The sequence below is a fragment of the Agathobaculum sp. NTUH-O15-33 genome (assembly GCF_033193315.1).
Classification (GTDB): domain Bacteria; phylum Bacillota; class Clostridia; order Oscillospirales; family Butyricicoccaceae; genus Agathobaculum; species Agathobaculum faecihominis_A.
On sequence record NZ_CP136187.1, the window covers coordinates 1 to 24,196 of the forward strand.

Below are 24,196 nucleotides of genomic sequence, written 5' to 3' on the forward strand. Positions count from 1 at the left end.
GCGTTTTACAAATATGCTTCCAGCATGAAGCCGATATGCAGGTAAGGCGCGAAGATTATATTGCGGCGATGGAAAAGCTGCATGCGCTGGAGCTTTCGGCCAGCCAACGCGATTTTATGCAAAAAGCGTTATTGGAAAATAAGAACGACGTACCCAATCGCATGCTGCAAACGTTTTGCGCCGCCCTATCCGATATGTTTGTCGAAGCGTTCAGAAATAATAAGGAAACGCCGGAAGACGATAGAAACGTGATACGGCAAGCGCTGAATTTGATTGCAAGAGAGGATAACATCACCCATATCCGCGACAAAGTGAAGTTTGAGATCAACACCAGCCATTTGAACCGCAGCACGTACAAAGAACGCTTTGACCGCATCACCGATCACCTGAGCCTGCCGGAAATCGTTAAGATCGCAATCCAGCAATGCGATCTGATCGTGGCCTCATCCCATAGCGATAAGGCGGTCGCCGCGACCCGAAACATCAAATTGGCGCTGGAGATCATGTGCGAAGGCGCGTTTGCGACGCTGAACCGGGTGCTGACGATCGTCTCTACCTGCTGCGACCAAGCGACATGCGCTGAAATAAAAAAACTCGCGGATCGGGTCGCGCTCTATCGAATCGATAAAGAGATCGTCCTCAACGCCTCCGATTTTGGCGTTCCGCAAAACCGCATCCGCGTGGTGTTTATTGGATGCCGCAACGATCAGGAGCTGATCACCCATATCCCGGGCGCTGTGCCGGACGGACAAAAGGTCACCGTAGCGGAAGCGATCGGCGATTTAAACTATATTGGCATCGGCGATCATCAGCTCACGTATTCCAAAGAATTTTGGGATAAATTTACGCATAGCCCGGAAGGCTCGGTTCGCCGCGCGGTGGACGGCACGCCGCAAGCGCTGGCCGGCGCAAAACCATGCCTTACGTATGCGGAATGGAGCAAGCGCGGAAGGCTCGATGCCAGAAGATTTCCCGCGCTGAAGGATCATCCCCCCGCCTATACGGCGGCGAACGCCGCGGAAGAAATGCCGAAATGCAAAAAGCAATATGCGGAGCTGCATAACCATGAAACCTCCAAGCACAATGAAGAGGTGCAAAACCGGTATGCCTTGATCCGGCAATACGGCGATTACGCCGTCGCGAAAAGCAAGGAACCGCAAAATCCGTTGTTGCAGACGAACAAAAGAAATTACACATGCCTGCGCGCCGACCGGCCGAGCACCACCATCGTCACGCTGGGGGATGATTTTACGCACTATGGCGCGAACCGTTCGCTGACCGTGCGGGAGATGGCGCGGCTGCAATCCTTTGACGATAGTTTTGTGTTCCAAGGCAAACGAACGACCGGCGGCGACCGCCGTAAACTGGAAACGCCGCAGTATACGCAGGTAGGCAATGCGGTGCCGCCGCTTATGGCGCGCGCGATTGCCTCTGAAATTTTGAAAAAAATAAAATAACCGGGCAAACTCCCTAGACGAAGATGCTGATAGCTTTCATGAGGAGGCGCGCAAAATGATTTTTACCCCTTATCCAGATGAGATGGAGAAAATCAACCTGATCCAGCGATACAACAGCGGAGACTACGCGTTGCTTCGCTTGACGTTCACCATGATCGACAAAAACAATCTGGATGCAAACGGATTTTTTCGGGATATCCTGCTGCAAGCGGGCATTGTCGATTATGAAGCGCTCGATCACGGCGGCAAAAACGGGAAATCGGTCACGGCCGATTTCATTTTGCCGGGTAGGGTGGATGGCGTTAAAATGAATTTTTACCGCGTTGCAAACGCGCGCGGCGACCGGCGCTTTTCCATCGAGTCGATCCGGCAAAAGGCCAAAGATCAATGGATCAATGTAGGCGATCTGCTGTACTTAGCGTGTACAAAAGGGGGAGAGGGCCAGCCCAAAGTCATGATCATCAATCTGACGCATCATTTCCCCGCGGCGTCAGATCTGGAAGCGCGGCTGGGCGTGGATGATGTTTATCAGTATTTGGAGGAACTTCGGCCCAAGCTGGAAAGCATTGTGCGTTCCGGCTACCACGACAACGCAAAGGGCGCGGGGAAGATATCGCCCAAGGATGTGGGCGATACGCTGGAAGCGCTGCTTGGGATTGAAACCAATAACCGTTGCGACGCCGATTATAAAGGCCGGATCGAGATCAAAGCCAAGGCGGGAAAAACGCTGGATACCTTATTTACGCTCCGGCCGTGCTTTGAAGGCACGCCGATCGCGGCGTACGAGCCGAACGACCGCCAGCGCGTATCGGCCTTTGCCCGGTATTACGGATACGAATCCAGCAAGCATCCCGGCGCGAAAAGCCTTTATATCACAATAGGCTCCGAGGCGGCCCCACAGAACACACAGGGCTTTTACTTAGAGGTAAACGAAGAGGACCGGCGCGTGGAACTGCGCAGGACGCATGCGGCGGCGAAGAAGAGTGAACTCACGGCATTCTGGACGTTTTCGGCACTCAAAGAGGAACTATACCGCAAACATCCCGCCACGCTTTGGGTCGCGGGCAAGGCCCGCATGCACGGAAAAATCGCGCAATTCCAATACGAAAAAATACTGTTTTCCAGATCGCCGCAGTTTACCACATTGAACAAGTGTTGTTAAGGAAAGGTATGTAATGTTGTCGGCTATTCGTCAAGGGAGCCGACAAACTTGTAAACGATTTTTATGTCCTGCTGCTTTTTTCCGTCGATGACTTTGCGTTCACCGATCTCGATGTGGTCGATCAGTTCCTCTAAAAGCTCCCGGTCGATGGTCTTTAAGCCGAGGCAGTTTCGGATCAGCTTCGTCCACTTGGCGATGTCTAAAAACTTCTTTTGGATGGCCGCCTGTTTCTTCTCCAGTTCCGCCAGCCGTTCCCCGGCTTGCTGACGCTCCTGATTGTAATTGATCATCAGCAGGTCGAAGCTGTTCTCTGAAATCTTCCGCAGCACCTTATCCTCATAAAGGGTGGCAAATTTGCCGTCCAACTCCGCCAGCCGTTTTTTAAGCCCCATGATTTCCTGCTCCAGAAACCGCACGTCCGGCAGGTCGGTGCTGACTCGTTTCTGTAGTTCCTCCCGCACCTGCTGTTCGTCGCATTGTACCCGCGCGGCGTGTTTTTCCAAGTCCGCCCTTATCAGTTCGATGAGGCCCAGCTCGTAGATGGTGTGGCTGGAGCAGGCGGCTCTGCCGGTCTGGTAGTAAAGCGGGCAGTGGTAGGAGCGGTATTTAACCACCGTGCCGTTTTTGCGGCGTTGGCTCTCCGTGTTGCAGGTGAGCTTGCTGCCGCAGTCCGCGCACACGAGCAGGCTGGAGAAAAGGCTAAGCTGCGGGGCGGAAACCTTTATTGATTTCTTCAGGTCGATCTGCTGCACCGCGTCCCATGTGGTCTGGTCGATGATGGCCTCATGGATGTTCTCGTGGCGTATCCATTCGTCCTCGTCTTTTCTGATCTGCGTTTTGTCCTTGTAGGAGACTGTGCCGGTCACCATCTGTGTCAGGTGGCCGAGGTACACGTCGTTGCGCAGGATCGTTTTGACGGTGGCGTCGCGCCAGAGGTTGTAAGCCCCCTTGGCGTTCTCCTTGCCGTTTCGCCGGTTCCAGTAGGCCCTCGGCGGCAGGATGCCCTCGGTGTTGAGCTGGCGGGCGATGGCGGCGAACCCTGTGTTCTGGAGCCGCAGGCTGTAAATTTTCCGCACCACTCCGGCGGCGTATTCATCAATGATCAGCCGGTGCTTATCCTCCGGGCTTTTCTGGTAGCCGTATGGCACATAGGCCATCAGGCATTCCCCGTTTTCCGCTTTGCTCCGCAGGACGGCCTTGATTTTCCGGCTGATGTCTTTGAGGTAAAAATCACCGAGCAGGGAGAGGAGTGGCAGCGCGTCGCCGTCCTCCTGTTCGGAGTCGATGCCGTCCGACAGGGCCACGAACCGGCAGCCGATGGAGGGCAGCACCTCGTCGGTGTAGTAGCCGATACCGACCGAGTCCCTGCCAAACCGGGAGAGATCTTTGACCAGAATCAGGTTGATGCGCCCGTCCTTGGCGTCCTCGATCATGCGCTGGAAGCCGGGGCGCTCGAAGTTGCCTCCGCTGTAGCCGTCATCCGTGTATACCTGCCGGATAATCCAGCCCTGTTCCTTGGCGTATTCGGTGAGGATGGAAACCTGATGCTCGATGCTTAAGGAGGCGGTGACCGGACGGCTGACCTCGCCCGCTGCTTTTAAATCCTCTTTGCTGAGCCTGCCGTAAATGCCGACCTCATACAGCCTGCTTTGTGATGCCATCATCCGTTGCCACCGTCCTTTCCGCGAACCGCACTCTTGCGGCGCAGATTTTCTGGCAGCCTTATCTTTTGAAATTCGGGGTGTCTAAGGCTCTCCGCACAGCACTCTTTTGCTTGACGAATACTCCAGTCATGATTCCCGGCGCAGTCGGTCAGGAGAGAAATCTGATTCCCAATGCTGACGTCGGAAGCCGGTTCTATATTTTCTTTACCGAGTCTGCAGTAAACCGCGACCCTATACGGCCTGTTTTGTAATGCGCTCATTGGCTTCCACCGTCCTTTCCTCCAGCCGCACTCCGCTGATGTCGCCCACCATCCGGTAAACGATTTTGATGTCGCGGAGCTTCTGGCCGTTTATCACCTGTGTTTCCCCGACCTCGATGCGGTCGATCAGTTCCAGCAGGATGTCCTGACTGAGTTCTTCCAGAAAAACATATTTTTTAATGGTGCCAGCCCACGTCTGCACGTCGCAGACGTTGCGCTTGGCCTCCCGCAGCCGCTTCTGCATATCGCTGATGCTGTCGCGGCGCTCCTGCTGTTCCTTGTCGTACTTTTCCATCAGGCCCTGAAAGATGCCCTCCGGGATAGCGTTCTTCAGCCGATCCTCGTATAAGTTCTGGATCAGCGTCCCTAAATCGGACAGCCGGGTTTCGTTCATCTGGATTTCCCGCTCATACAGGCTGATCTGGTCGCTGTTTTCCCGGTCTTTCTCCCGCAGGATGCGGCGGATCAGTTCTTCCTCGTCGTACTGCACCATCCGGGCCTTTTCCCGGATTTCCTCAACCGCGATGGCAGTGAGCACCTTTTCGCTGATGGAGTGGGTGGTGCAGGCGGTCTTGCCGCTGCGGGAGTAATTGCCGCACAGGAAGGAAACGTACTTGTAATCGGAGCCGTCCTTGTGCTTGCCCCGCTCCACCTGCGCCCGCATCTTGAAGCCGCAGTCGGCGCAGTAGACAAGGCCGGTGAATATGCTGGTCTGGCCGTCCGATTTCTGCCTGCGGGTGCGGTATTTCTTCTCGTCCATGTCGCACACCTGATTCCAGACGGCGATGCTGATGAGCGGCTCGTGGGTTCCCTCCACCCGTATCCAGTCCTCCTGATCCTTTTGGACGAGCTTTCTGGATTTGTAGGAGAGGGTGCCGACCTTGCCCTGCACCATGTTCCCGATGTAGACCTCGCTGCGCAGGATTTTCTGGATCGTGGTGGCGTTCCAGAGGCTGTTTTCATTCTTGGGGTTCTTGGCCTTTTTCCTCTGGTAGTAGACCTCCCGTGGAGGCGGGATGTGCTCCGCGTTGAACTGGGTTGCGATGGAGCGGAAGCTCTTTCCCTCACAGCGCAGCTTGAACATACGGCGCACCGTGGGCGCGGTTTCCTCGTCGATGACCAGCAGATGCTTGTCATCCTCGCTCCTGCGGTAGCCGAAGGGAGCGTAGGTTCCGAGGAACTGCCCCTGCTCGGCGCAGGCTTTGCGGACGCTCTTGACCTTGCGGCTGGTGTCACGCGAATGGAACTCGTTAAAAAGATTCAAAAATCCCATCAGGTCGTTGTTGTTGCTGTCCCGATCCAGCGTGTCGATGTTGTTGTTCACCGCCACGAACCGGCAGCCGAAGGCGGGGAGTATCTGCTCCGTGAACTGGCCGACGAGCACATGGTTCCTGCCGAGTCGGCTTAAGTCCTTGACGATGACGAGGTTGATCCGTCCGTCCTTGATGTCCGCCAGCATACGCTGGAACGCGGGGCGGTCGAAATTGGTTCCTGAGTATCCATCGTCACAGTAGGTTTCGACGAGCACCCATCCCTGTTTCTTCACATATTTGGTGAGCAGTGATTTCTGGTTTTCGATGCTGACCGATTCTCCAGACCGCTCATCCTCGTTGCTGAGTCTGACATAGATGCCGACGTAGTATGTTTTGTTCTTCATCCTTATTTAACCTCCCGATGTCCAGTTTCCATACTGTGCGCGGCATACTCTTTTAGCGCCGGGCGTCCTTGGCGTGGGCTTCCCGGTACATCACACATTACCGCATCAGTTTGGAGAAAGCAAGCGGAGAAACGACAAATTTTCCCCACGGTTATCCATTTAAGGCCGCGCGGCTCCCGCGCTGGATTTCACTGAGCACCCTGCGCACCGCGAGCTGCTCCAACGTGCCTCCAAGCTCCTTTTCTCCGGTGTAAACGCTGGTCACCCGGTACAGGGTGCCGCCGATCTGTTTCTCCCTGTAGCTGGTCGTTTCCGGGGCCAGACGGTCTGTTTCCACTTTTCTTGTCAATGGTGATCCCTCCAGACATTGCAAATGGCGCATAGCATTCCTCCCTCTATGTTTATGACCGCACGGATTGTCCTCTTGCCTCTTTCCGTGAATGGTGAAACCGCCTATTTCATCTCCATATGAGAAAGGGCGTCCCGGATCACTTTCTGAAAAGTGAAATCCAGAACGCCCTCCATCGGCGAACAGGTCTGAACCCCCATCCGGCTGAGCTGCTCCAGATACTCCATCGTCTGGCAGGTATCCCTGCCGATGCGCGAAATATCCCGAACAATCAGCACATCCATCCGTCCGTTCCTCGCCGCCTCCGTGACTTCGTTCAGACCGGGACGGTTCCTATTCAGCCCGCTGGCCTGATCCTGCGAGCTGCCCGTTACCTCAAAGCCCATCTGCTCCGCATAATCCATGAGCTGTTGGCGCTGGCGCTTCAGCGCCCCGTGCAGATCCTCCGGCGCGTCGATCCGGCAGTAAATCCAAGCGCGTTTTGCTTGCTCCATTTTTTCTGACCTCCTATCCAAGAGATAGACACATCTGCTGAACAGGTTCCCCGGTCAGCTCCATGCCGAAGCTGACCGCCAGTCCCTGATTCACGGCACACATGATGCCACTATCCAGATGGCCTATGTATTCGCGCAGCCGGGAGCGGTCGATGGTGCGCACCTGCTCCAGTAGCACAGTGGAACTGCGGCGCAGGCCGCATTCCGTCCCGCCGATGGCCACATGGGTGGGCAGGGGATTCTTATTGGCGCGGCTGGTCACCGCCGCCGCAATCACGGTGGGGCTGTGGCGGTTGCCGATATCGTTTTGTATGATGAGCACCGGCCTGACGCCGCCCTGCTCGCTTCCAATCACCGGCGTTAAGTCGGCGTAGAACAGATCGCCTTTTCTGATTCGCATATCGTATCCCTCCTTTGGGTGTCTGTGCTTTCATGGCACATGGATGGCGGCGGACGCCATTGGGTATCATCTTTTAGAGACTTGGTCGCCTGTATGAGCGCCCGCCGCCGTAGTATCTGACATGAAAGTCTTGCTTGTTCTTCGTTTTCGCTTGCTCCTATTCGACACTACTTCCCGGAGCGCGGGGCCGGATTGCCCCACATGGGCAGTCAGCACAGGCGGGCCGTGGTTCACGCCGCGTTCATACGGCGTCGGCCCTCATGGGAATCTCACCCCTCCGAGGTTCTCCCGGAGCCGCCCTCATTGCGTGATCCCGCTGGCGCGGGGCTGTGACTGGACGGAAGTATCATTATGGGCTGTTCAGGTCTTGGCGGAACGATCCACCACGGATCGCTTTTGGAACGGACGCTTCTCGCTCGGCACCTTTGATGCTATCGTTTTGATGGACGGGCAGAGCCTGTCCACAGGTGGTCTTGGCGCGTTCTTCCATGCCGCTTTTCGGTTTCCCGCTGAACAGCGAATGTACCTGTGCTGCTGGATATGACCGCCTGTCGGCGGTATTTATCAAAGTACAGAGGAGGGAAATAATCCCCCTCACTTCTATAAAGGAATTTCTGACGGGGTTGAGCGGAACTTTTTTGAAATTTTTTCAGCTCTCCATCTGACGGCGCAGCTTGGCGAGGATTTTCCGCTTCCGGTCGTTGATGGTTTTCTGCGGCACGGCGATCATGGCGGACAGTTCCCGCTCGCTTTTGCCGTTGTAGAACAGTTCGTGGATCAGCAGCCGTTCCTCCACGGTGAGAGTCCGCAGGGCGCGGAGGAGCTGCTGCTCCTGCTCCAAAAGCACCAGCCTGTCCACAAAATCAGGAACAGCGCCGGGCCGGTACTCCACATTCACGCCGTTCTCCTGAAACCGTTCCAGAGAGTATTCGTTATCCGTGATGAGCTTGCGCTGGTAACGCTCGGCCTCACGGGCCTGATGATAGGCGTGGTAGACAGCCCCGCTGACCTCCACGCGCTGACGCTTCACAACAATCGTATAAATTTTTTCTTCTGCCATTTGGCTTGTCCTCCTTGATTTTCGTTGAGTTGGCGAAAACGGAGGACAAGCGGCGGGGAACGGCATCGGGGCAGACCGCCGCCGACTGTCAGAGAATGACAAGGAAAAAGCCACGCCCGGCCGCATTTGGGCGCGGCTGGTAAAATGCTGTAACTTGCCGGAGATATAAGAGGGGATGGCCGATTTCCTGTCGAATGAAAAAACGCCGCAATCCCCTTGTCAGAGATTGCAGCGTTTTTTAGTTGGCTATGTAATCGGCATGAAGTGTTCCGGCATGTTCGCAACGGCAGGTTCCCCCGGTATCCGGGAACCTTGGTGCGTCAATCTTTCAACGGCATACGCACTCGTATATTCCCATAATTTGTTATGCCGGGGATTATACAGGGGGATTATGACATTTCGCTTCCGTTTGACTGACATTAAAAGGACTTATATCGCAAGTTATGACAGAAAAATAGCCCGCTGAAGTTTTTAGCTTCAACAGGCTATTTCTTAATTATCTTTAGGGTTTAACCGGTAGCCGAGATCATGGACGGCTTCAATTTCAAGCCCCGGCTCTTTCTTGCGCAGGCGGCTGACGTGCTTGGAGATGGTGTTGGCGCTGCCCACATATTCCTCATTCCAGACCTGCCCGAATATCTGCTCGTAGGTATACACCCTGCCGGGATTTTCGGCGAGGAGCCGGAGCATGTCGTATTCCTTGCGGGTGAGGTTCATGGGTGAGCCTTTGAAAAAAGCCGTCCTCCGCTCAGGGTTCATGATCAGGCTGCCACAGGAAACAATCGAATAGGTTGGTTCGTGGATATGGTTCAGCTCTGTGTAGCGCCGGATCAGTGACTGTGTGTGCAACATGCAGTCCTCCAGATCGTCCGGCCCCTGTGGTTTTATGAGGTAATCGTCCGCGCCGGAGGAGATCGCCTGTGCTTTCTCAGTCAGATCGCCCTTGGAGGACATGGCTATAATAGGCAGCGTTTTCATCTTGCGAATTTCTTTTAACAGCAGCAATCCATCTGTTTCGCAGAGAGACACATCCATGATGAGAACCGTGTAATCCCGTGTCATCAGCTGCTTCAGCCCATCGTGAACCGAGGTGGCGTAGTACACGTCAGTCCAGTCGTTCTGCAGGTGGTATTTGATCCGTTTGCAGCTTTCCAGATCATCGTCAATAATTAAAATTTTATTCTCCATATGCACTCCTTTCCCCGCCCTGTTCATGGCAGTGGCTTCGTGTCTGAAACACTGGAGGGGACGGCAGTAAAAACCGCCGCCCCCGTTTCTGATTATTTTTCCTTTCTCGCGCCGTCCGCGCCGATCTCATAGCCGTCCACTTTTGTATTTACAGCCATTGTGCCGTCAGCGTTAAAGTAATACCATTTGCCGTCAATCTCTTTCCAGCCGATAGCCGCGCCCCCGGTTGTCCAGTAATACCACTTATCTGCCGTGGTATCCTGTTTCCAGCCCTCGTGCATCACGCCGTCAGCATTGAAGAAGTATCGCAGGCCGTCCACGGTCTGCCAGCCAGTAAGTGCTTTTCCGTCCTTGTAGCAGAGCCAATGACCGGAATCGTTCTTTGTCCAGCCCTGTGCGCTCACCGGGTCAATCACAAGCTCCACGAACCGGTGCAGTACCGCCGAAGCCTCGGCACGGGTAGCCGCCCCCTGCGGGTCAAAGCGGTTGCCGTCCCTGCCCATGAGGACACCGGCCTGCTGCATGATGGAAACGTCTTTTGCCGCCCACTCGCTGATGGAAGCGTTATCCGCAAAGGTCACAGCTTTATGCGGGGAGGCGATGGAATAGCCCATCTTCCCGGCGTAGTTCACCATGATGACCGCCATCTGCTCACGGGTGATTTCCAGATCAGGGCTGAATAATTTGTCGCCAGTTCCGCTTACGATGTTCTTCTGCGCCGCCCATTCCACATAAGGGGCATAGTAGGCATTCACTTTCACATCAGTGAAGCTGGAAGTCTTGTAGTCATTCGGGTTGATACCGGCCAGACGCCCCAAAGCGGTCACAAACATACCGCGTGTCATAGTGCTGTCCGGGGAGAACGTAGTCTTTCCGGTTCCGTTAAGCAGTCCACGGCTCGTCACATACTCAATATCCGATTTTGCCCAATGATTGGCAATATCGCCAAATGCCTGTGCGCTGGCCTTGTAGCCGACCGCATAAGTAGAATAGTGGCTGGTAATGACAACCGCCGCTTTCCGATTGGTATCGTAGGTAGAGAGCTGGCCATGAGGAACGCCATCCCCGTCAATGTAGTATACCTGCACATTTTCCGCTTTTTCATTTGCTCCCAGCGTGTAGGGGATCGCGATGTAGACGCTGCCCGTTCCAAAATCGGTGATACGCTTGCCGTCCCCATAGGTTGCCGTGAAGTCGAACACCGGGCGGGAGCCGATGAGCGTCTTTGCCTCGCCGGTCAGTTTGCTGTTATCTGCCTTTGCCGCTGTGATTGTCACATCGGCCTGCGCCTGACTGTTCATCTGCTGGATCGCTGTCTGGCTGAACCGTATGGTTACGGTATCGCTCTTAATTTCAACCGCGCCAACGTTGTTGCTAATCAGGCTGTCCTGCACAGTTTTCGGCAGGTTGGCGGTGATCTGCGTCGCGGCCTTGTCGGTTGCGACATTGATCACCACGGAAACATCCTTGACATTGACGCCCTGTTTCTGCGCCTCGGCCTTCGCCGCCGCAATCGCGTCATTGACGTTCTGGTTTGTCACGGTCACATTTGCGTTGCCGCTCCCGTCCACGGTCACATTCGTTGTGGTGGAGCCGGTCATGGATTGCGACGGTTTGTCGGTCTGGCTGCCGGAAGAAGAACTGCCGCCGGAACCACTTCCCCCACCAGAGGAACCGCCGCCGTTATAGCTAAAGGTTGCGGAAATCGTATGATTGGCAGTTACACCGCTAAAGGTATAAGTGCTGATTCCCCCTTGGTTTACGCCGTCAACAGTCACAGACGAAATGCTGTAATTGCTGTTTGCAGTAATCGTAAATGTTTGGTTTGCACCGTCATTTACGTTCACTGTGCCGCTCGGTGAAATAGAACCACCAGTCCCCGCACTTGCGGTAATTGTGTGAGATACGGCAACAGGCGAATCCTTATAGGTCGCTGCTACGGTTACGGCCTTTGCGGGCATCGTAATCGTTGTGGTGGCACTGGCTGCGTTTCCGAAGCTCACGCCGTCCGCGCTTATCCACTTGTCAAATATTTGTCCCTGCGGTGCTGGGCCTGCCGTAATCGACACCACCGCACCCGCTTCATAGCTGCCTCCACCTGTTCCATTTGTAACTGTTAAAATATACTTCGTGACAGGAGTGCTTGTCACAGTTACCGTGGCCGTCCCGCTCTTTGTGGTGTCCACAGTGGACGTGGCGGTTACGGTAAGGGTCGCCGCCGTTTCATCAGACGCTACGGTCAAAAGTCCGCTGGTACTGATACTTGTGCCAGCTTTGCCGCCGGTTACCGTCCATGTCACGGTCTGTGCGGGGCTGTCCGTTCCTGTCACGGCTGCGCCAAATTGCTGTGTCATTCCTTTTTGCACACTTGCGGTTTTTGGCGTTATCTCCACGGAGGTGACGGTAGGTGCGGGGATGCCGCCGGAGTAAACCGGCGTGACTGTGATATTCCAGTCCAGTGTGAATGTCACCGGGTTTGAGGTATCGTCGGTCAGCGTTGTCCCGCTTGCCGTCCATTTTTCAAAGGTATAGCCGTTGTCAGCCGTTGCCTGTAATTTCACGGATTTGGAGTTGTGTGTGTAACTGGTCAGCATAACTGTCCCGCCCTCCGTGGCGGGAACGGTCAGGCTCAACGTATCTGACAGCTTGAGGGAAGCCAATGGGTTCTCTTCGCAGCCCAGATAGGTCAGGCTCATCAGGCCGGAAACATCCAGCGCCGTCAGATGGTTATTGGAGCAGTCCAGCTCGGTCAGGCTCGTCAGGCCGCTCACGTTCAGCGCCGTCAGCTGGTTCTTGTAGCAGTACAGCTCGGTCAGGCTCGTCAGGTCGCTCACGTTCAGCGCCGCCAGCTGGTTTTTGGAGCAGTCCAGCTTGGTCAGGTCCGTCAGGCCGCTCACGTCCAACGCCGTCAGCCGGTTATTGGAGCAGTCCAGCTCGGGCAGACTCGTCAGGCCGCTCACGTTCAGCGCCGTTAGCTGGTTATTGTAGCAGTCCAGATAGGTCAGGCTCGTCAGGCCGCTCACGTTCAGCGCCGTCAGCTGGTTATCGTTGCAGGACAGACCTCTCAGGCTCGTCAGACCGCTCACGTTCAGCTCCGCCAGCTGGTTATAGTAGCAGTACAGATAGGTCAGGCCCGCCAGACCGCTCACGTCCAGCGCCGTCAGTTCGTTAAATGTGCAGTTCAGCTCGGTCAGGCTCGTCAGGCCGGACACACCCAGTGTCCCGGTGAGTGATTTGTTATATAAGTTCAATACGGTAATTCTTTTAGGACTGCTGCTGTCCCATGTGGCAAAGTCCCATGTTGCCGGATCGTCCTTTGTGGCGGACAATCCGTTACTGTCAATCATCGCATTGATCACCGCCACGTCGCCGTCATGGTAGCCGTCTTTGTTGGCATCGTTGGGGTCACTGCTTCCGTCATCATAAACCGGGGTGATTATGATATTCCCGTTCAGTGTAAATGTCACCGGGTTTGCGGTATCGTCGGTCAGCGTCACGCCCTCCACTGTCCATTTTTCAAAGGTATAGTCGGTATCCGCCGTTGCCTGTAATTCCACGGATTTAGAGCTGTGTGTGTAGCTGGTACATTCAACCGTCCCGCCCGTCGTGGCGGGAACGGTCAGGCTCAACGTATCTGACAACTTGAGGGAAGTAAGTGGGTTAGAGTTGCAGTACAGCTGGGTCAGGCTCGTCAGGTCACTCACGTTCAGGGTCGTCAGTTTGTTAACGATGCACTCCAGCCTGATCAGGCTCGTCAGGCCGCTCACGTCCAACGCCGTCAGCTGGTTATTGTTGCACACCAGATGGGTCAGGCTCGTCAGGCTGCTCACGTCCAGCTCCGTTAGCTGGTTGGAGCTGCAGTCCAGCGTGCCCAAGTTCGTCAGGTCACTCACGTTCAGCGCCGTCAGCTGGTTCTTGTTGAAGTTCAGCCTGGTCAGGCTCGTCAGGCCGGAGACATCCAGTGTCCCGGTGAGGGACTTATTCCGTAAGTCCAGCTCGGTAATTCTTTTAGGGCTGGTACTGCTCCATGTGGCAAAGTCCCATGTTACAGGGCCGTCCTTTGTGGCCGATAATCCGTTGTTTTCAATGATCGCATTGATCGCCGCCACATCGCCGTCGTGGTAGCCGTCGCCGTTGGTATCGTCGGGGTCGGTGCTTTCGTCAGCATATACCGGCGTGACGGTGATATTCCCGTCCAGCGTGAATGTCACCGGGTTTGCGGTATCATCGGTCAGTGTCACGCCCTCCGCTGTCCACTTCTCAAAGGTATAGCCGGTATCAGCCGTTGCCTTTAATTTCACGGATTTAGAGCTGTGTGTGTAGCCGGTACATTTAACTGTCCCGCCCTCCGTGGCGGGAACGGTCAGGCTCAACGTATCTGACAACTTGAGGGAAGCGAATGGGTTATTCCCGCAGTACAGCGCGGTCAAGTTCGTCAGACCGCTCACATCCAGCGCCGTCAGCTGGTTGGAGTTGCAGTACAGCTCGGTCAGGCTCGTCAGGTCGGACACATCCAGCGCCGTCAGCTGGTTGGAGCTGCAATTCAGCTCGGTCAGGCTCGTCAGGCCGGACACATCCAGCGCCGTCAGTTGGTTGGAGTTGCAGTATAGCACGGTCAGGCTCGTCAGGCCGGAGACGGAAAGCGCCACCAGTTGGTTATAGCGGCAGTCCAGATAGGTCAGGCTTGTCAGGCCAGAAACGTCCAGCTCCCCAGTGAGGGATTTGCTGGATACGCCTAATTTTGTTATTCTTTTGGGACTGTTGCTGTCCCATATGGTAAAACTCCAATCTGCCGGGTCGTCCTTTGTGGCAGACAATTCGTTGCTGTCAATCATCGCATTGATTACCGCCACATCGCCGTCATGGTAGCCGTCGTTGTTGGCATCGTCCTCGGAAGGCTGCTGAATTTTATCTGCCAGAGCTTTCCAGTTGGTGCTGGCAGTAGTACCGGTGTATCCGGTACCGTCTGCAGGGACTATAATTTTGAGCGACGCAGAGGTACCTGAAAACACGTAAAGTCCTAAAGTGGGGGCGTTCTTCCCAGTGAATGTAACTTCCGCAAGGAGCGCACAGCTATCGAACACTTCATTCCCGATGGATGCCAGAGTGCTTGGCAGCTTGACTGATTCTAAGCCTCTGCAGCTATAAAACGTCTTTCGCCCAATAGAGGTCAGGCCAGTACAGCCAGACAAATCCAGAGATGTAAGTGCCATAAGGCATCCGTAAAACGCCATCTCCCCGAGAGAGCTCAGGCTATTGGGCAGGTTGATGGTTTCTAGTTTCGTACAATTATTAAATGCGTTAGTTTCGATAGAGGTCAGGTCAGTACAGCCAGACATATCCAGAGATGTAAGCTTCCGACACTCGCTAAACGCACGGTTCCCGATGGAGGTCAGCGTGTTCGGCAGTTGGATATTCGTCAGCCCGTCAAAGCAATAAAACGTATATTCCCCAATAGAGGTTAGGTCAGTGCAGCCGGACAAATCCAGAGATATTTCCCCATCTTGGGAACAGTAGCTGAACGCACGGTTCCCGATGGATGTCAGCGTGTCAGGCAGTTGGATACTTGTCAGGTTCGTGCAATTGGAAAACGCATTGTCCCCAATGGCGGTTACGGTATCCGCCAGTACAACAGAGAGTACATTCGGGTATTGATTGTCCGTTGATATTTGGCTATCACTCCTCCATGCCGTTGTGCCATCATCGCTGCTGATGGTCAGTTCGCAACTGTCCGGGTCAAAGGAATAGCCGTCACCGGTAATAGGCGTACCGGCAGGCATCGACGCATTCAGTAGCGTAGGGAGAGCGCCGCAGTCCGATGGAACCGCACCCTCGGCCCCGCAGACGGGACAGGCTGTGTTCATATCCCCCTCCACACATGGCTCATCACAGTCGCAGACCGGCGGCTGAACATTTTGTCCGGAATTGCCGTTGTCCTGTGCAGCACACAAGTCGCAGGTATAGCCGCAGGGCGTATCCGCCACTGCCTCCACATAACCGCAGGCGTCATCATGCTCATGAGGGCAGTCCTGCACCTCGGTCACGCAGCCTGTTTCCTCGCTGCAAAAATGGGTGCATTCCGTAGGTTCTTTTTCTGTCGCATCTGACGGAGTGGCGTCATTGTCGGATACGCTGTTGTCATCTGGGTAACATTCTGCGGTGTGTTCATGCACACACTTTGTCACTTCTTTATAGCAGTCCTCGGTATGGCCCAGGCCACCCTCTCTGTCGGCTTCGCCGCCATTCACCTTGTGTTCATGGGTACAGGGCGACCCGTCTGTCCCCTCCGAGTAACCGCATTCCTCCGTGTGGACAGGGTGGTGCTCACATAAGCCGCCGCTTTGTCTCGCTTCCGCCGCAAATGTCTGAATCGGCATCATGGTGAACACCATGCAGACGGTCAACGCCGCCGCCATCACCCTGCGCCGCATGGTCGGGCGCGCCAGTGTTCCCACTGCGTCAATCCCACGGCAGACCGCCGCCATCAAAAGGAGCAGCAGCAAAATCGGATATTTTAATCCTTTGTGTTTTTTCCCGCTTTGTACCAATGACTGCGGGAGTTTCCTAAACCAGTTGTTCATAGTAAAACCTCCATTTCAAATTAATTTTATAGCCATATAGCATTTCACATCTTTCTTATAGCGAACTGTCGCAGGGACGCTGCATATGTCCTCCCGCACATCGCACGATATAAAATCCTCCTTCCCCCAATATGCAAAAAGGAAGCGCTCCCGCGCTCCCGAATCCTTGCCCTGATTATATCAATTTCCAAACAATTTGTGGCGGAAAAGAAGAAATCTTATAACATTCTTATAATTTGTATCTATGTGTTTTCCCCCTGCCCGTGCTATACTGAACCCATAAGCAAGGAAAGGAGGTACGGCGATTGGCGTCTGTATTGTTTATCGACGATGATATGAGCTTTCTGCGGGTCAACCGCATTTATTTTGAGAAGCATGGCTTTCGGGTATTTACGGCGAAGAATGTTTCGGAAGCACGGGAAATCTGGACAGGCGAAGCTCTGGACTGTATTGTGCTTGATATACTGATGCCGGAAACGGACGGATGGGAAATCTGCCGCCAGCTTCAGGAAAAAGAGATGCCTCCGGTCATCTTCCTCACCAGTCTGACCGAGCAGGAGTGTATTTATCGGGGATTTGAGCTGGGCGCAGCGGATTATCTCACAAAGCCCTACGAACTGCGGGAATTGGAACTGCGCGTGAACGCACGCATTCGGGGAAATCATGGCATCCGGCGGGAGCTGCTTTCATTCGGGCCGCTGGTCATCGACGGTAGTCTGCGGCGGGCGATGGTAAACGGAAGTGCGCTCGCGCTTACTGCTTACGAATTTGACATCCTGCTTCTGCTGGCCCGCCAGCCTGAAAAGATATTTTCCTTGGACGAAATCTACCGCGAGATTTGGAAGCTGCCTGATCTGGGAAATGTGCAGACTGTGCGTACCCATTTGGCGCGGATGCGCTGCAAGCTGGAGGACGCGCTCCCCGATTATCAGTATATTGGCCGACGGTGGGGTAAAGGATTTTATTTCCGTCCAAACGGAAAAGAGGAAGAAGCCGATTAAGACTTCTTCCTCTTGAACGATTTGATTCGCGTGGCTGCCCATATGATACCGCAGAGTACCAGCGTGGCAGCAGCCGCCAGTCCGCCTCTGGCGGTACTGTCCGGCGTGACTTTTTCTTCTTTCTGATCAGACTGTCCTGCTACAAGGACACCTTCACCGGCAGAGGAAACCGCCTCTTCGTCCACGGCCTGCGCCTGTTCTTCCACAGAAGCCAGTGGTTTATCTTCGGTTGCCTGTGACGGAGAAGCATTTGTTCCTGCCTGTGAGGAATCTTGCAAAGTGGATTCCGTTTCGGTATGCGGCGCGGAGGGCAAGGGCGATTCTGTCACGGTGTTTGGAGTGGACGGCAAAGGCGGTTCTGTCGCTGGCGGTGCAAAAGCATCCGCTCCCGCTTGGGGTGAGAGCGGAAGGTTGGATTCAGCGGGCAGTGCCGTTCCGGTAAAGGCTTCCGTCTTTTCCTTTGATGTGGCGGGCAAACTGCCGCCGCCAGAAGATGCGGCCTCTTTCTGTGCCTCCCGGTCAGATGTCCCCTGACCGCCGCCGCCCCGGTTGCCTTCGTTATCCTCGTAATCGTCGCTTCCCTGATATTGGCCGACAGGCGGTTCTGTCAGTTGAATAGGATTGCTGACCGTTTTTGTTCCGTCCGCACCGGTTACCGTGACGCGAAGATAAAAGGGCGCGCCGGACAACTTGGCAAGGTATTGAAAATCGGTTTTGCTTCTGTCGCTACGGTTTTTACTGCCAAGGATTCCAAACTGCCCGTTTTCCGATTGAAATTCCTGATCGTCTTTATTCCAGCGGAAAACATATTCCGCATTCCATGTCAGGGAATCCCGGCTGCGCTCTATTGTCACCGATTCTGTGATGAGAGGGTCAACAAACGGGACAGTCAGACGGGCGGACAGCACTCCTTTTTCCGTCACCTTGAGCACCGATCCCTGTAAGGACGGTTTTTCAGCGGGAGGTTTCTCGTCCACATCGTTCTCCAGCTTGTCCGATGCGTCCGGCTGGGGATTGGGTGCCGTTTCCGGCACAGCAGATGTTTCTGTTTCACCGGTGGGCGTTTCCGTTTCCGGCTCTACGATTGGCGGCAAAATGTTCGGAGGCGGATTTTGATTTTGCACCACGCCGTCCGGGAGCGTGACGCCGTTTTCGAGCAGAAGCGTTCCTCCCTTTTCCACCACGATTGCGCCGGTCGGCATAGCTTCGCCAGACAGCGCGTTCAAACGGCGGATTTGCAGTACGCCGCCCTTTTCCACCACGATCACCGGAGGCGGCCCCATTAATACCAGATTCGGATTATCAACCGTCAGCTTTGAACCTGATGGGATATGTAAACCGTTGATAAAAATAATGTCAACGCGGCAGGAGGTCGGCTCTAAAACGACCTCGCCCGAACAGACAGCGGGAGCGGTAACACCGCACTCTTGCAGTCCTGTGCCGGTCAGTCCGTGATACCATGTAAGCAGCTCACGCATCGAGGATACCTCCTGCGGCTGTTCGGCTGTCATAGCCTGACATGGCAGGGTTCCGAACAGCAAAAACGTGATGGCAAGCAGTAAAACTCCCTGTTTTATTTTACGTCGTTTCATACTACCTCCAGAAAGGATGTGACTCTATGGCAAAGCAAAGACGGACATTTTTACCGGGTATTCTCTGCGGTCTGCTGGTACTGGCCGCGCTTTTTACAGTGCTCCAGCTTACCACCCGATACGACAATAAATATACCGCCGGGCCGCCTTATGGAAAAGACGGGGTATTCGCCTTTACCGGACAGGATTTGGAAAAGCCGTTGTTCTTGGTGGACGGCTGGCTGCTCTCGGTAGACGGCGGAGCGCAGTCCGAAACATTTGCCGGACAATACTCAAACTTTGCTTTTCCGGATCGGGAACACAGCCCGTTTGGAAGCGCGGTCTACCGCCTGTCCCTTCAATGCCCCGGCACCCACGCACTGCTATTAGAACTGCCGGAGATTTTTACGCGGTACAGCCTTTCCATCAATGGAACGACGGAAGCGACAAATGGCAGTGGCAGCATGGTGAGCTTTGTGCTGACCGATGAAGCAGAACTGACGCTCACGGTGGAGAACCGGTCGCACTATTACAGTGGCTTATACTATCCGCCGATTCTCGGTGCGCCTGACAAAATCGCGGAACTGGCGGGAAAGCGCACCGCGCTTTATACCGCGTTTGCTGTATCGGCGCTGACGTTGGCACTCTTTTCAGCCGTATTGTGGTTCTCCCGCGCACGGGACGGGCTGTTCCTCCACTTTGGGCTGCTGTGTCTCGCTTTTTCCGTTACCTGCCTGCATCCCTTCATTTGGAAATTGGGGCTGAACAGCACACTCTGGTATGCAATCGAAGATTCCGCCCGAATGTTTATGCTTGTGCAGGCGGTGGAAGTAGGCGCGGCGCTGGCAGGGTGGTCTGACCGAAAGTGGTTTTGCAAGGGTACCCGCATCGCTCTATACAGTGTCTGTATCATTTGTTTTGTGACTGTCTGCTTCATTATACCAAGAGCGGGCGGGATAATCAACTTATATGGCGGGGTTGTCGATTTTGCCTATTTGCTTGGCTGGCTGTTCCTTAGCGCCAGCGCCGTGGGAAATCTGCAAAAAGGCTCCCCCGGTTCGGCGTGGCTCGCCGGTGGCTGCTGTGCCTTTGGTATGGGCTTTCTCGTCAATCTGGTCAACAACAATCGGTTCGAGCCGATTCACGGCGCGTGGCAGACCGAATATGCAGGCTTTTGTATGGTGCTGCTGTTTGGCGCGGTCATGATCTGCCATAACAGGGAGATGATTCTGCAAAACCGGAAGTTGGTTTCCCATATGGAAGAACTGATTGAGCAGCGCACGTCCGAACTTCAGACCGTACTGTTGGAGCGCAAGAATTTCTTTTCCGACATGGCGCACAATCTGAAAGCGCCCATTGAAGCGGTGCATGGCTTTATCTCCATGATCCGGGAGGGGAACCTATATCTCGATGATGAATTGCAGGAATATATCGGGTACATTGAAAGTGAAAACGATGAAATAAGACGCCGGGTACAATCGCTTTCCGTGCTGAATACCTTTGACCGGATAACCGCCCCCGTGACCGTGATTGAATTGGATTCGCTGTTGGAAGAAGTAGAGCGTAAAAACAGGCCGGAAACCGAAGCCGCAGGAATTTATTTAACCACCCACAAGCTGGGCGTTCCTGCCTCTGTCAAAGGGCAGAAGGAGAAGCTGTTAATTCTGTTTGAAAACCTCATCTACAATGCACTGGCCTTTACCTCGCCTGACGGGAAAATCACGATTGAACCGCGTCTTGAGAATGACCTTATGGCAATCATCACGGTGTCCGATACCGGCTGCGGTATCGCACCAGAAAAGCTGCCGCATATCTTTGAACGGTTCTATGTGGGACGGGAAAATAAAAACGAGGGCAGCGGATTGGGACTTTACATCGCAAAACTGACCGTGGAGGAAATCGGCGGCAAAATCACAGTACAGTCCACACCCGGAGCGGGGACTGTGTTTACGATCTGCCTGCCGTTAGAGAAGGAAAGGGAAAATGCTTTTTCTCATTCTTTGGTCTGACACACCCAATGACTTTTTATTGTGTCGAAACAAGGATATATACTGCATCAGAAAAGGGCCGAAATCTTAATAATCTTTCTTCTGTCCTTAAAGTATTTCTTCAAATATTCCGTTCCCTGCATGGGCCATGATGAACCATACCACAGACCACCAAGAGGGCAGAGCTTCCCCTTGGCGGTCGGGTATGGTTTTTCACTGCCTCAGTTTGTAAAGCAGGCTGCTTTTTCCGCCGTTGTCTCGCCACCGCTGTTCCTTTTCCAGATGGCCGGTCTGGATCAGATCGTCGATGGCGCGTTTGACGGTGCTGCGGGAGAGGTGCAGCTCGCGGGCGATGGTGCCGATGGCGGGCCAGCACTTGCCGTCCTTGTCGGCGCGATCCTTGAGGTACATATACACCGCCTTGGCGCGGTGCGGGAGTTCCTCGGCGTAGATGGAGGAAAAGTAACTCAGACGATCACCTCCTATTCCTCTTGCCGCATGGTGCGCATGGGCGGCCTGCGGGGAGCGCCGCGATGTTCTTTCGGCTCCGGCGCGGGCGAGTGCTGCATTCCGCCGCTGGTTCCCGTGGGCAGCTCCGGCGGAAGCTCATCGAAGCCGTCCTCGTAGGCGTCATTGCGGCAGACGATCTCCTGCTCCAGCTCGAAGCGGTCGGCGTAGGCCACCCTGCGGGCGGCCCGTTCCTCCACCACATACTCCCGGTCGAAGGTGATCCCCCACTTGAAGAACAGGGGCAGCGTGGTCTGCATGGGACAGCAGCCGGTTTTGGCGAGGATGAAGTGGCCTTTCGGTAGCGTTTTGAGTTCGTCCGGCGTCATCAGCGGGCGCTGGATCATCTGCAGGCTCTGGCTGGGATCATTCTTCCCCCGGCTGATGGAGCCGGACAGCACCGTCCGGTTGCCAAGGGCCTTGGAGAGAATGTCGGCGCTGTCGGAGCTGGGCGCGAAGCCGCCGAACAGGATGTCCTGACAGTTGTCGATGATGATGGCGGAACCCTCCTTGCCGTAGTTCTTCTCGAACTGCGCGTAGGATTGGATGATCGGCACCATGCTGAGCCGTCTGGAGCGCCCGCTGGAAAAAATCATTTCCATCGACTGGATTTTCGGGATGGTGCCGACCTCGTCGGCGTAGATCATCACGCGGCCCGGCAGCTTGCCGCCGTGCTCGTCGGCCACCGTGAGCATCTCCCGGTAGAGCTGCTGGATGAACAGCGACACCATAAAATATTTCGTGTTATCTTCCTCCGGCAGCACGATGAAGATGGCGGATTTCTCGTTGCAAAAGGTTTCCGTGTCCAGCGAGCTGTCGAAGCACAGGATTTGCTCCATCTCCGAATCCAGAAAGGCATTGAGCCGCGACATGGCCGTTGTCAAAATGGAGGCCATCGCCTGATCGGCGGAGTTGAGCGCCGCGCCGGAGAACCACCGGGCCTTGTGCTCCGGGGGCAGCTTCTCCATGATGAGCTGGAACTGCGATTTGTTCTTCACCGGCGACGGGGCCAGCAGGTCTTGGATCAGCTTGAACACGGAGACAATGTGCCGCTTTTCCGGCGCACAGTATTCCGCGAGAAGCAGGATGACCGAGGTGAGCAAGCCCTCCGCCGAATCGTAAAAGAATGCGTTTTGTCCATAGCTGCTGGCGTCCTCGCCGCTGGAGCAGATGATGGTCTTGGCGGTGATCTTGGCGTACTTCTCCGCCTTGGCCTTGAGCGCCAGATTCTCCGGCTCTGCAAGCCAGGCGTCCATGTACTTGTTGACCATCGACAGAATGTTGTCGCCGTCCGAGCGGGTGGGGTTTCTCAGATCCAGCACGGAGATGTTGTAGCCATAGCACTCCTTGGCGATCCCCGCGTAGTTGCGGAACAGGTCGCCCTTGGTGTCCGTGCAGACAAAGGACATGCCGCTGGCGCAGGCGTATTCGATGTTGGGGTATAGAAAGTTGGCGGTCTTGCCAACGCCCGCCGCGCCAATCATCAGGCAGTGGATGTCGCCGGTGTCCACCAGCGCGGTGATTCCGCCCGCGTGTGACCGGCAGCCGACCACGAGGCCCTGCACAGCGTTTCCTGCGGAATCGCGGGGCAGGTTCTTTCCCCGCCGCCATTTCTGCGGCTCGTAGGGGACGATGGTATATGTCTTTTTGATTTCGTCCTCGGTGGCGAAGCGGGCGGTGCCGTACTGGCCGTCGCCCACCGTCTTGGATTTGATGCCGTTTAGCGTATAGTAATGCGCCAGCATGGCAAGCCCGCCGATCACGGCGAACATACCGATGCCGGACGCCAGTAAAAGAAGCAGCTGTGACGTCTGCATGAAAACACCTCCTTATGCCATCGCCTGCACCACCTGCTGCGGCACAGATGATGGTTCTTCTGCGGGAATCGCCTCCAGACCATGAGCGGCCTTGATATCCTCGTTCCAGTCTTTATGGACGGAAAAGAGCGGGAACACATTTTGGTATCCCCGCTCCGCCAAAATTCCGGCGATCCGTTTGTCCGCCTTGATGCCCGCCTCGTCGTGGTCGAGGCACAGCCCGATCTTGCTGATCTGCGGATGATCGGCGAGAAGCTGCAGGAGCGCGTGCTCCGCCACGCCGCACAGTGCCACATAGCTGTGCCGCTGCCAGTCCTGTTGATAGAGACTGATAAAAGACAGCATGTCAATCGGGGCCTCGAACACATACACTGTGTCGCTGGTTCCGGCATAGTGGAAGCTGAAGTGCGGATCGCAGCCCTCCACGTTGCCCTTGTAAGCATCGCCGCCCGTGTACGACTCGCCAAGAGCCGCCGCTTCGCGGCGGTTGCTCGCTTGCACGCGCCTGCGGGCGCAGTAGGTGCCGCGTTTATGTGCGTGACGGGCGACGCCCTCCTTGTCGCGGCCCACGAACACCGCGTTGTGATACTGCGCGTCCTCGTAGAGCAGACCCGCGTGGGCGAAATGGGACACCACTTTTTGATCCAGCAGCCTGCTCTTGATGAGATAGGCGAACACCCGGCGCATGGTATCATTGGCGGGCGGCAGAGCAAAGGCTTTCTTCGGCTCCGGCTTCCTGTGCTCGCTCTCCCGGTAGCCCTGTCCCTGCTCTCCATTTAAGAGCATGGTCACGGCCTCCGGGAAGGAAAGGCCGTAGTGGTACTGCACAAAGTCTATGGCGAGGCCGCCTTTCCTCGCGCCCTCGGCGTGGTCGAACCACTCGCTGCCGCGCACGGTAATGCTGTGGTCGCTGGCCAGACGTTTCTCCGGGCCGGATTTGATGAGTTTTTCTCCCTGCCGTTCCAGAAAGTCCACCAGATCCACGGCGTTGGCCCGCCGCTTCTGTTCGTTGGTGAAATAAATGTATTCGGACATTTTTC

At 55.2% G+C, this 24,196-nt stretch carries 17 protein-coding genes; 5 read left to right on the top strand and 12 right to left on the bottom strand.

The features are described from left to right. The first annotated feature begins 503 nt into the window (after nt 1-503). Nucleotides 504-1,457, top strand: coding sequence for a DNA cytosine methyltransferase (locus RWV98_RS00005; protein WP_317865802.1), 954 nt, complete (start codon nt 504-506; stop codon nt 1,455-1,457). A 55-nt stretch (nt 1,458-1,512) separates the two neighbouring features. Continuing rightward, complete coding sequence (locus RWV98_RS00010; RefSeq protein WP_317862925.1) at nt 1,513-2,619, top strand: MvaI/BcnI family restriction endonuclease; 1,107 nt, start codon at nt 1,513-1,515, stop codon at nt 2,617-2,619. Nucleotides 2,620-2,642: 23 nt separating this feature from the next. Here the strand turns inward: RWV98_RS00010 and RWV98_RS00015 are convergent, their stop codons facing one another. From RWV98_RS00015 to RWV98_RS00035, 5 genes are all read right to left on the bottom strand, one after another. Continuing rightward, nucleotides 2,643-4,283: a recombinase family protein gene (locus RWV98_RS00015; protein WP_317862927.1), complete on the bottom strand. Its 1,641-nt coding sequence runs from the start codon at nt 4,281-4,283 to the stop codon at nt 2,643-2,645. 231 nt (nt 4,284-4,514) lie between these two features. Then, a complete protein-coding gene (locus RWV98_RS00020) occupies nt 4,515-6,200 on the bottom strand; it encodes a recombinase family protein (RefSeq protein WP_317862929.1) in 1,686 nt (561 codons plus the stop codon). Nucleotides 6,201-6,351: 151 nt separating this feature from the next. Continuing rightward, nucleotides 6,352-6,549 carry a hypothetical protein gene (locus tag RWV98_RS00025; protein WP_308589420.1) on the bottom strand — a complete coding sequence of 66 codons (198 nt, stop codon included), beginning with the start codon at nt 6,547-6,549 and terminating at the stop codon, nt 6,352-6,354. 104 nt (nt 6,550-6,653) lie between these two features. Beyond that, complete coding sequence (locus RWV98_RS00030) at nt 6,654-7,043, bottom strand: recombinase family protein (RefSeq protein ID WP_317862933.1); 390 nt, start codon at nt 7,041-7,043, stop codon at nt 6,654-6,656. 13 nt (nt 7,044-7,056) lie between these two features. Further along, complete coding sequence (locus RWV98_RS00035; protein ID WP_317862935.1) at nt 7,057-7,443, bottom strand: type II toxin-antitoxin system PemK/MazF family toxin; 387 nt, start codon at nt 7,441-7,443, stop codon at nt 7,057-7,059. A 367-nt stretch (nt 7,444-7,810) separates the two neighbouring features. Between RWV98_RS00035 and RWV98_RS00040 the strand changes: the two genes are divergently transcribed. Then, entirely contained in the window at nt 7,811-7,987 is a 177-nt protein-coding gene (locus RWV98_RS00040; protein ID WP_317862936.1) for a hypothetical protein, read from the top strand. 105 nt (nt 7,988-8,092) lie between these two features. On the opposite strand, the gene RWV98_RS00045 is transcribed toward RWV98_RS00040, so the two are convergent. The 3 genes from RWV98_RS00045 to RWV98_RS00055 all read right to left on the bottom strand — a co-directional run bounded on the left by RWV98_RS00045 (nt 8,093) and on the right by RWV98_RS00055 (nt 16,272). Beyond that, nucleotides 8,093-8,503, bottom strand: a complete 411-nt coding sequence (locus RWV98_RS00045) for a sigma factor-like helix-turn-helix DNA-binding protein (protein WP_317862938.1) — start codon at nt 8,501-8,503, stop codon at nt 8,093-8,095. Nucleotides 8,504-8,995: 492 nt separating this feature from the next. Further along, nucleotides 8,996-9,691, bottom strand: coding sequence for a response regulator transcription factor (locus RWV98_RS00050; protein ID WP_317865804.1), 696 nt, complete (start codon nt 9,689-9,691; stop codon nt 8,996-8,998). Nucleotides 9,692-9,783: 92 nt separating this feature from the next. After that, entirely contained in the window at nt 9,784-16,272 is a 6,489-nt protein-coding gene (locus RWV98_RS00055; RefSeq protein ID WP_317862940.1) for a leucine-rich repeat domain-containing protein, read from the bottom strand. A gap of 305 nt (nt 16,273-16,577) precedes the next feature. Between RWV98_RS00055 and RWV98_RS00060 the strand changes: the two genes are divergently transcribed. Further along, complete coding sequence (locus tag RWV98_RS00060; RefSeq protein ID WP_270810235.1) at nt 16,578-17,273, top strand: response regulator transcription factor; 696 nt, start codon at nt 16,578-16,580, stop codon at nt 17,271-17,273. Here the strand turns inward: RWV98_RS00060 and RWV98_RS00065 are convergent. After that, nucleotides 17,270-18,865, bottom strand: coding sequence for a hypothetical protein (locus RWV98_RS00065; RefSeq protein WP_270810233.1), 1,596 nt, complete (start codon nt 18,863-18,865; stop codon nt 17,270-17,272). The genes RWV98_RS00060 and RWV98_RS00065 overlap by 4 nt on opposite strands. A gap of 209 nt (nt 18,866-19,074) precedes the next feature. On the opposite strand from RWV98_RS00065, the gene RWV98_RS00070 reads away from it, so the two are divergent. Beyond that, nucleotides 19,075-20,853 carry a sensor histidine kinase gene (locus tag RWV98_RS00070; RefSeq protein ID WP_317862943.1) on the top strand — a complete coding sequence of 593 codons (1,779 nt, stop codon included), beginning with the start codon at nt 19,075-19,077 and terminating at the stop codon, nt 20,851-20,853. 192 nt (nt 20,854-21,045) lie between these two features. Here RWV98_RS00070 and RWV98_RS00075 read toward each other — a convergent pair whose 3' ends face one another. Genes RWV98_RS00075 through RWV98_RS00085 form a run of 3 tightly spaced genes read right to left on the bottom strand, consistent with a single transcriptional unit; the run spans nt 21,046 to nt 24,191 of the window. After that, nucleotides 21,046-21,303, bottom strand: coding sequence for a helix-turn-helix domain-containing protein (locus RWV98_RS00075; RefSeq protein WP_317865806.1), 258 nt, complete (start codon nt 21,301-21,303; stop codon nt 21,046-21,048). An 11-nt stretch (nt 21,304-21,314) separates the two neighbouring features. After that, complete coding sequence (locus RWV98_RS00080) at nt 21,315-23,156, bottom strand: VirD4-like conjugal transfer protein, CD1115 family (protein WP_317862944.1); 1,842 nt, start codon at nt 23,154-23,156, stop codon at nt 21,315-21,317. Between the two features lie 12 nt (nt 23,157-23,168). Beyond that, complete coding sequence (locus tag RWV98_RS00085; RefSeq protein WP_317862945.1) at nt 23,169-24,191, bottom strand: toprim domain-containing protein; 1,023 nt, start codon at nt 24,189-24,191, stop codon at nt 23,169-23,171. Between the last annotated feature and the right edge of the window lie 5 nt (nt 24,192-24,196).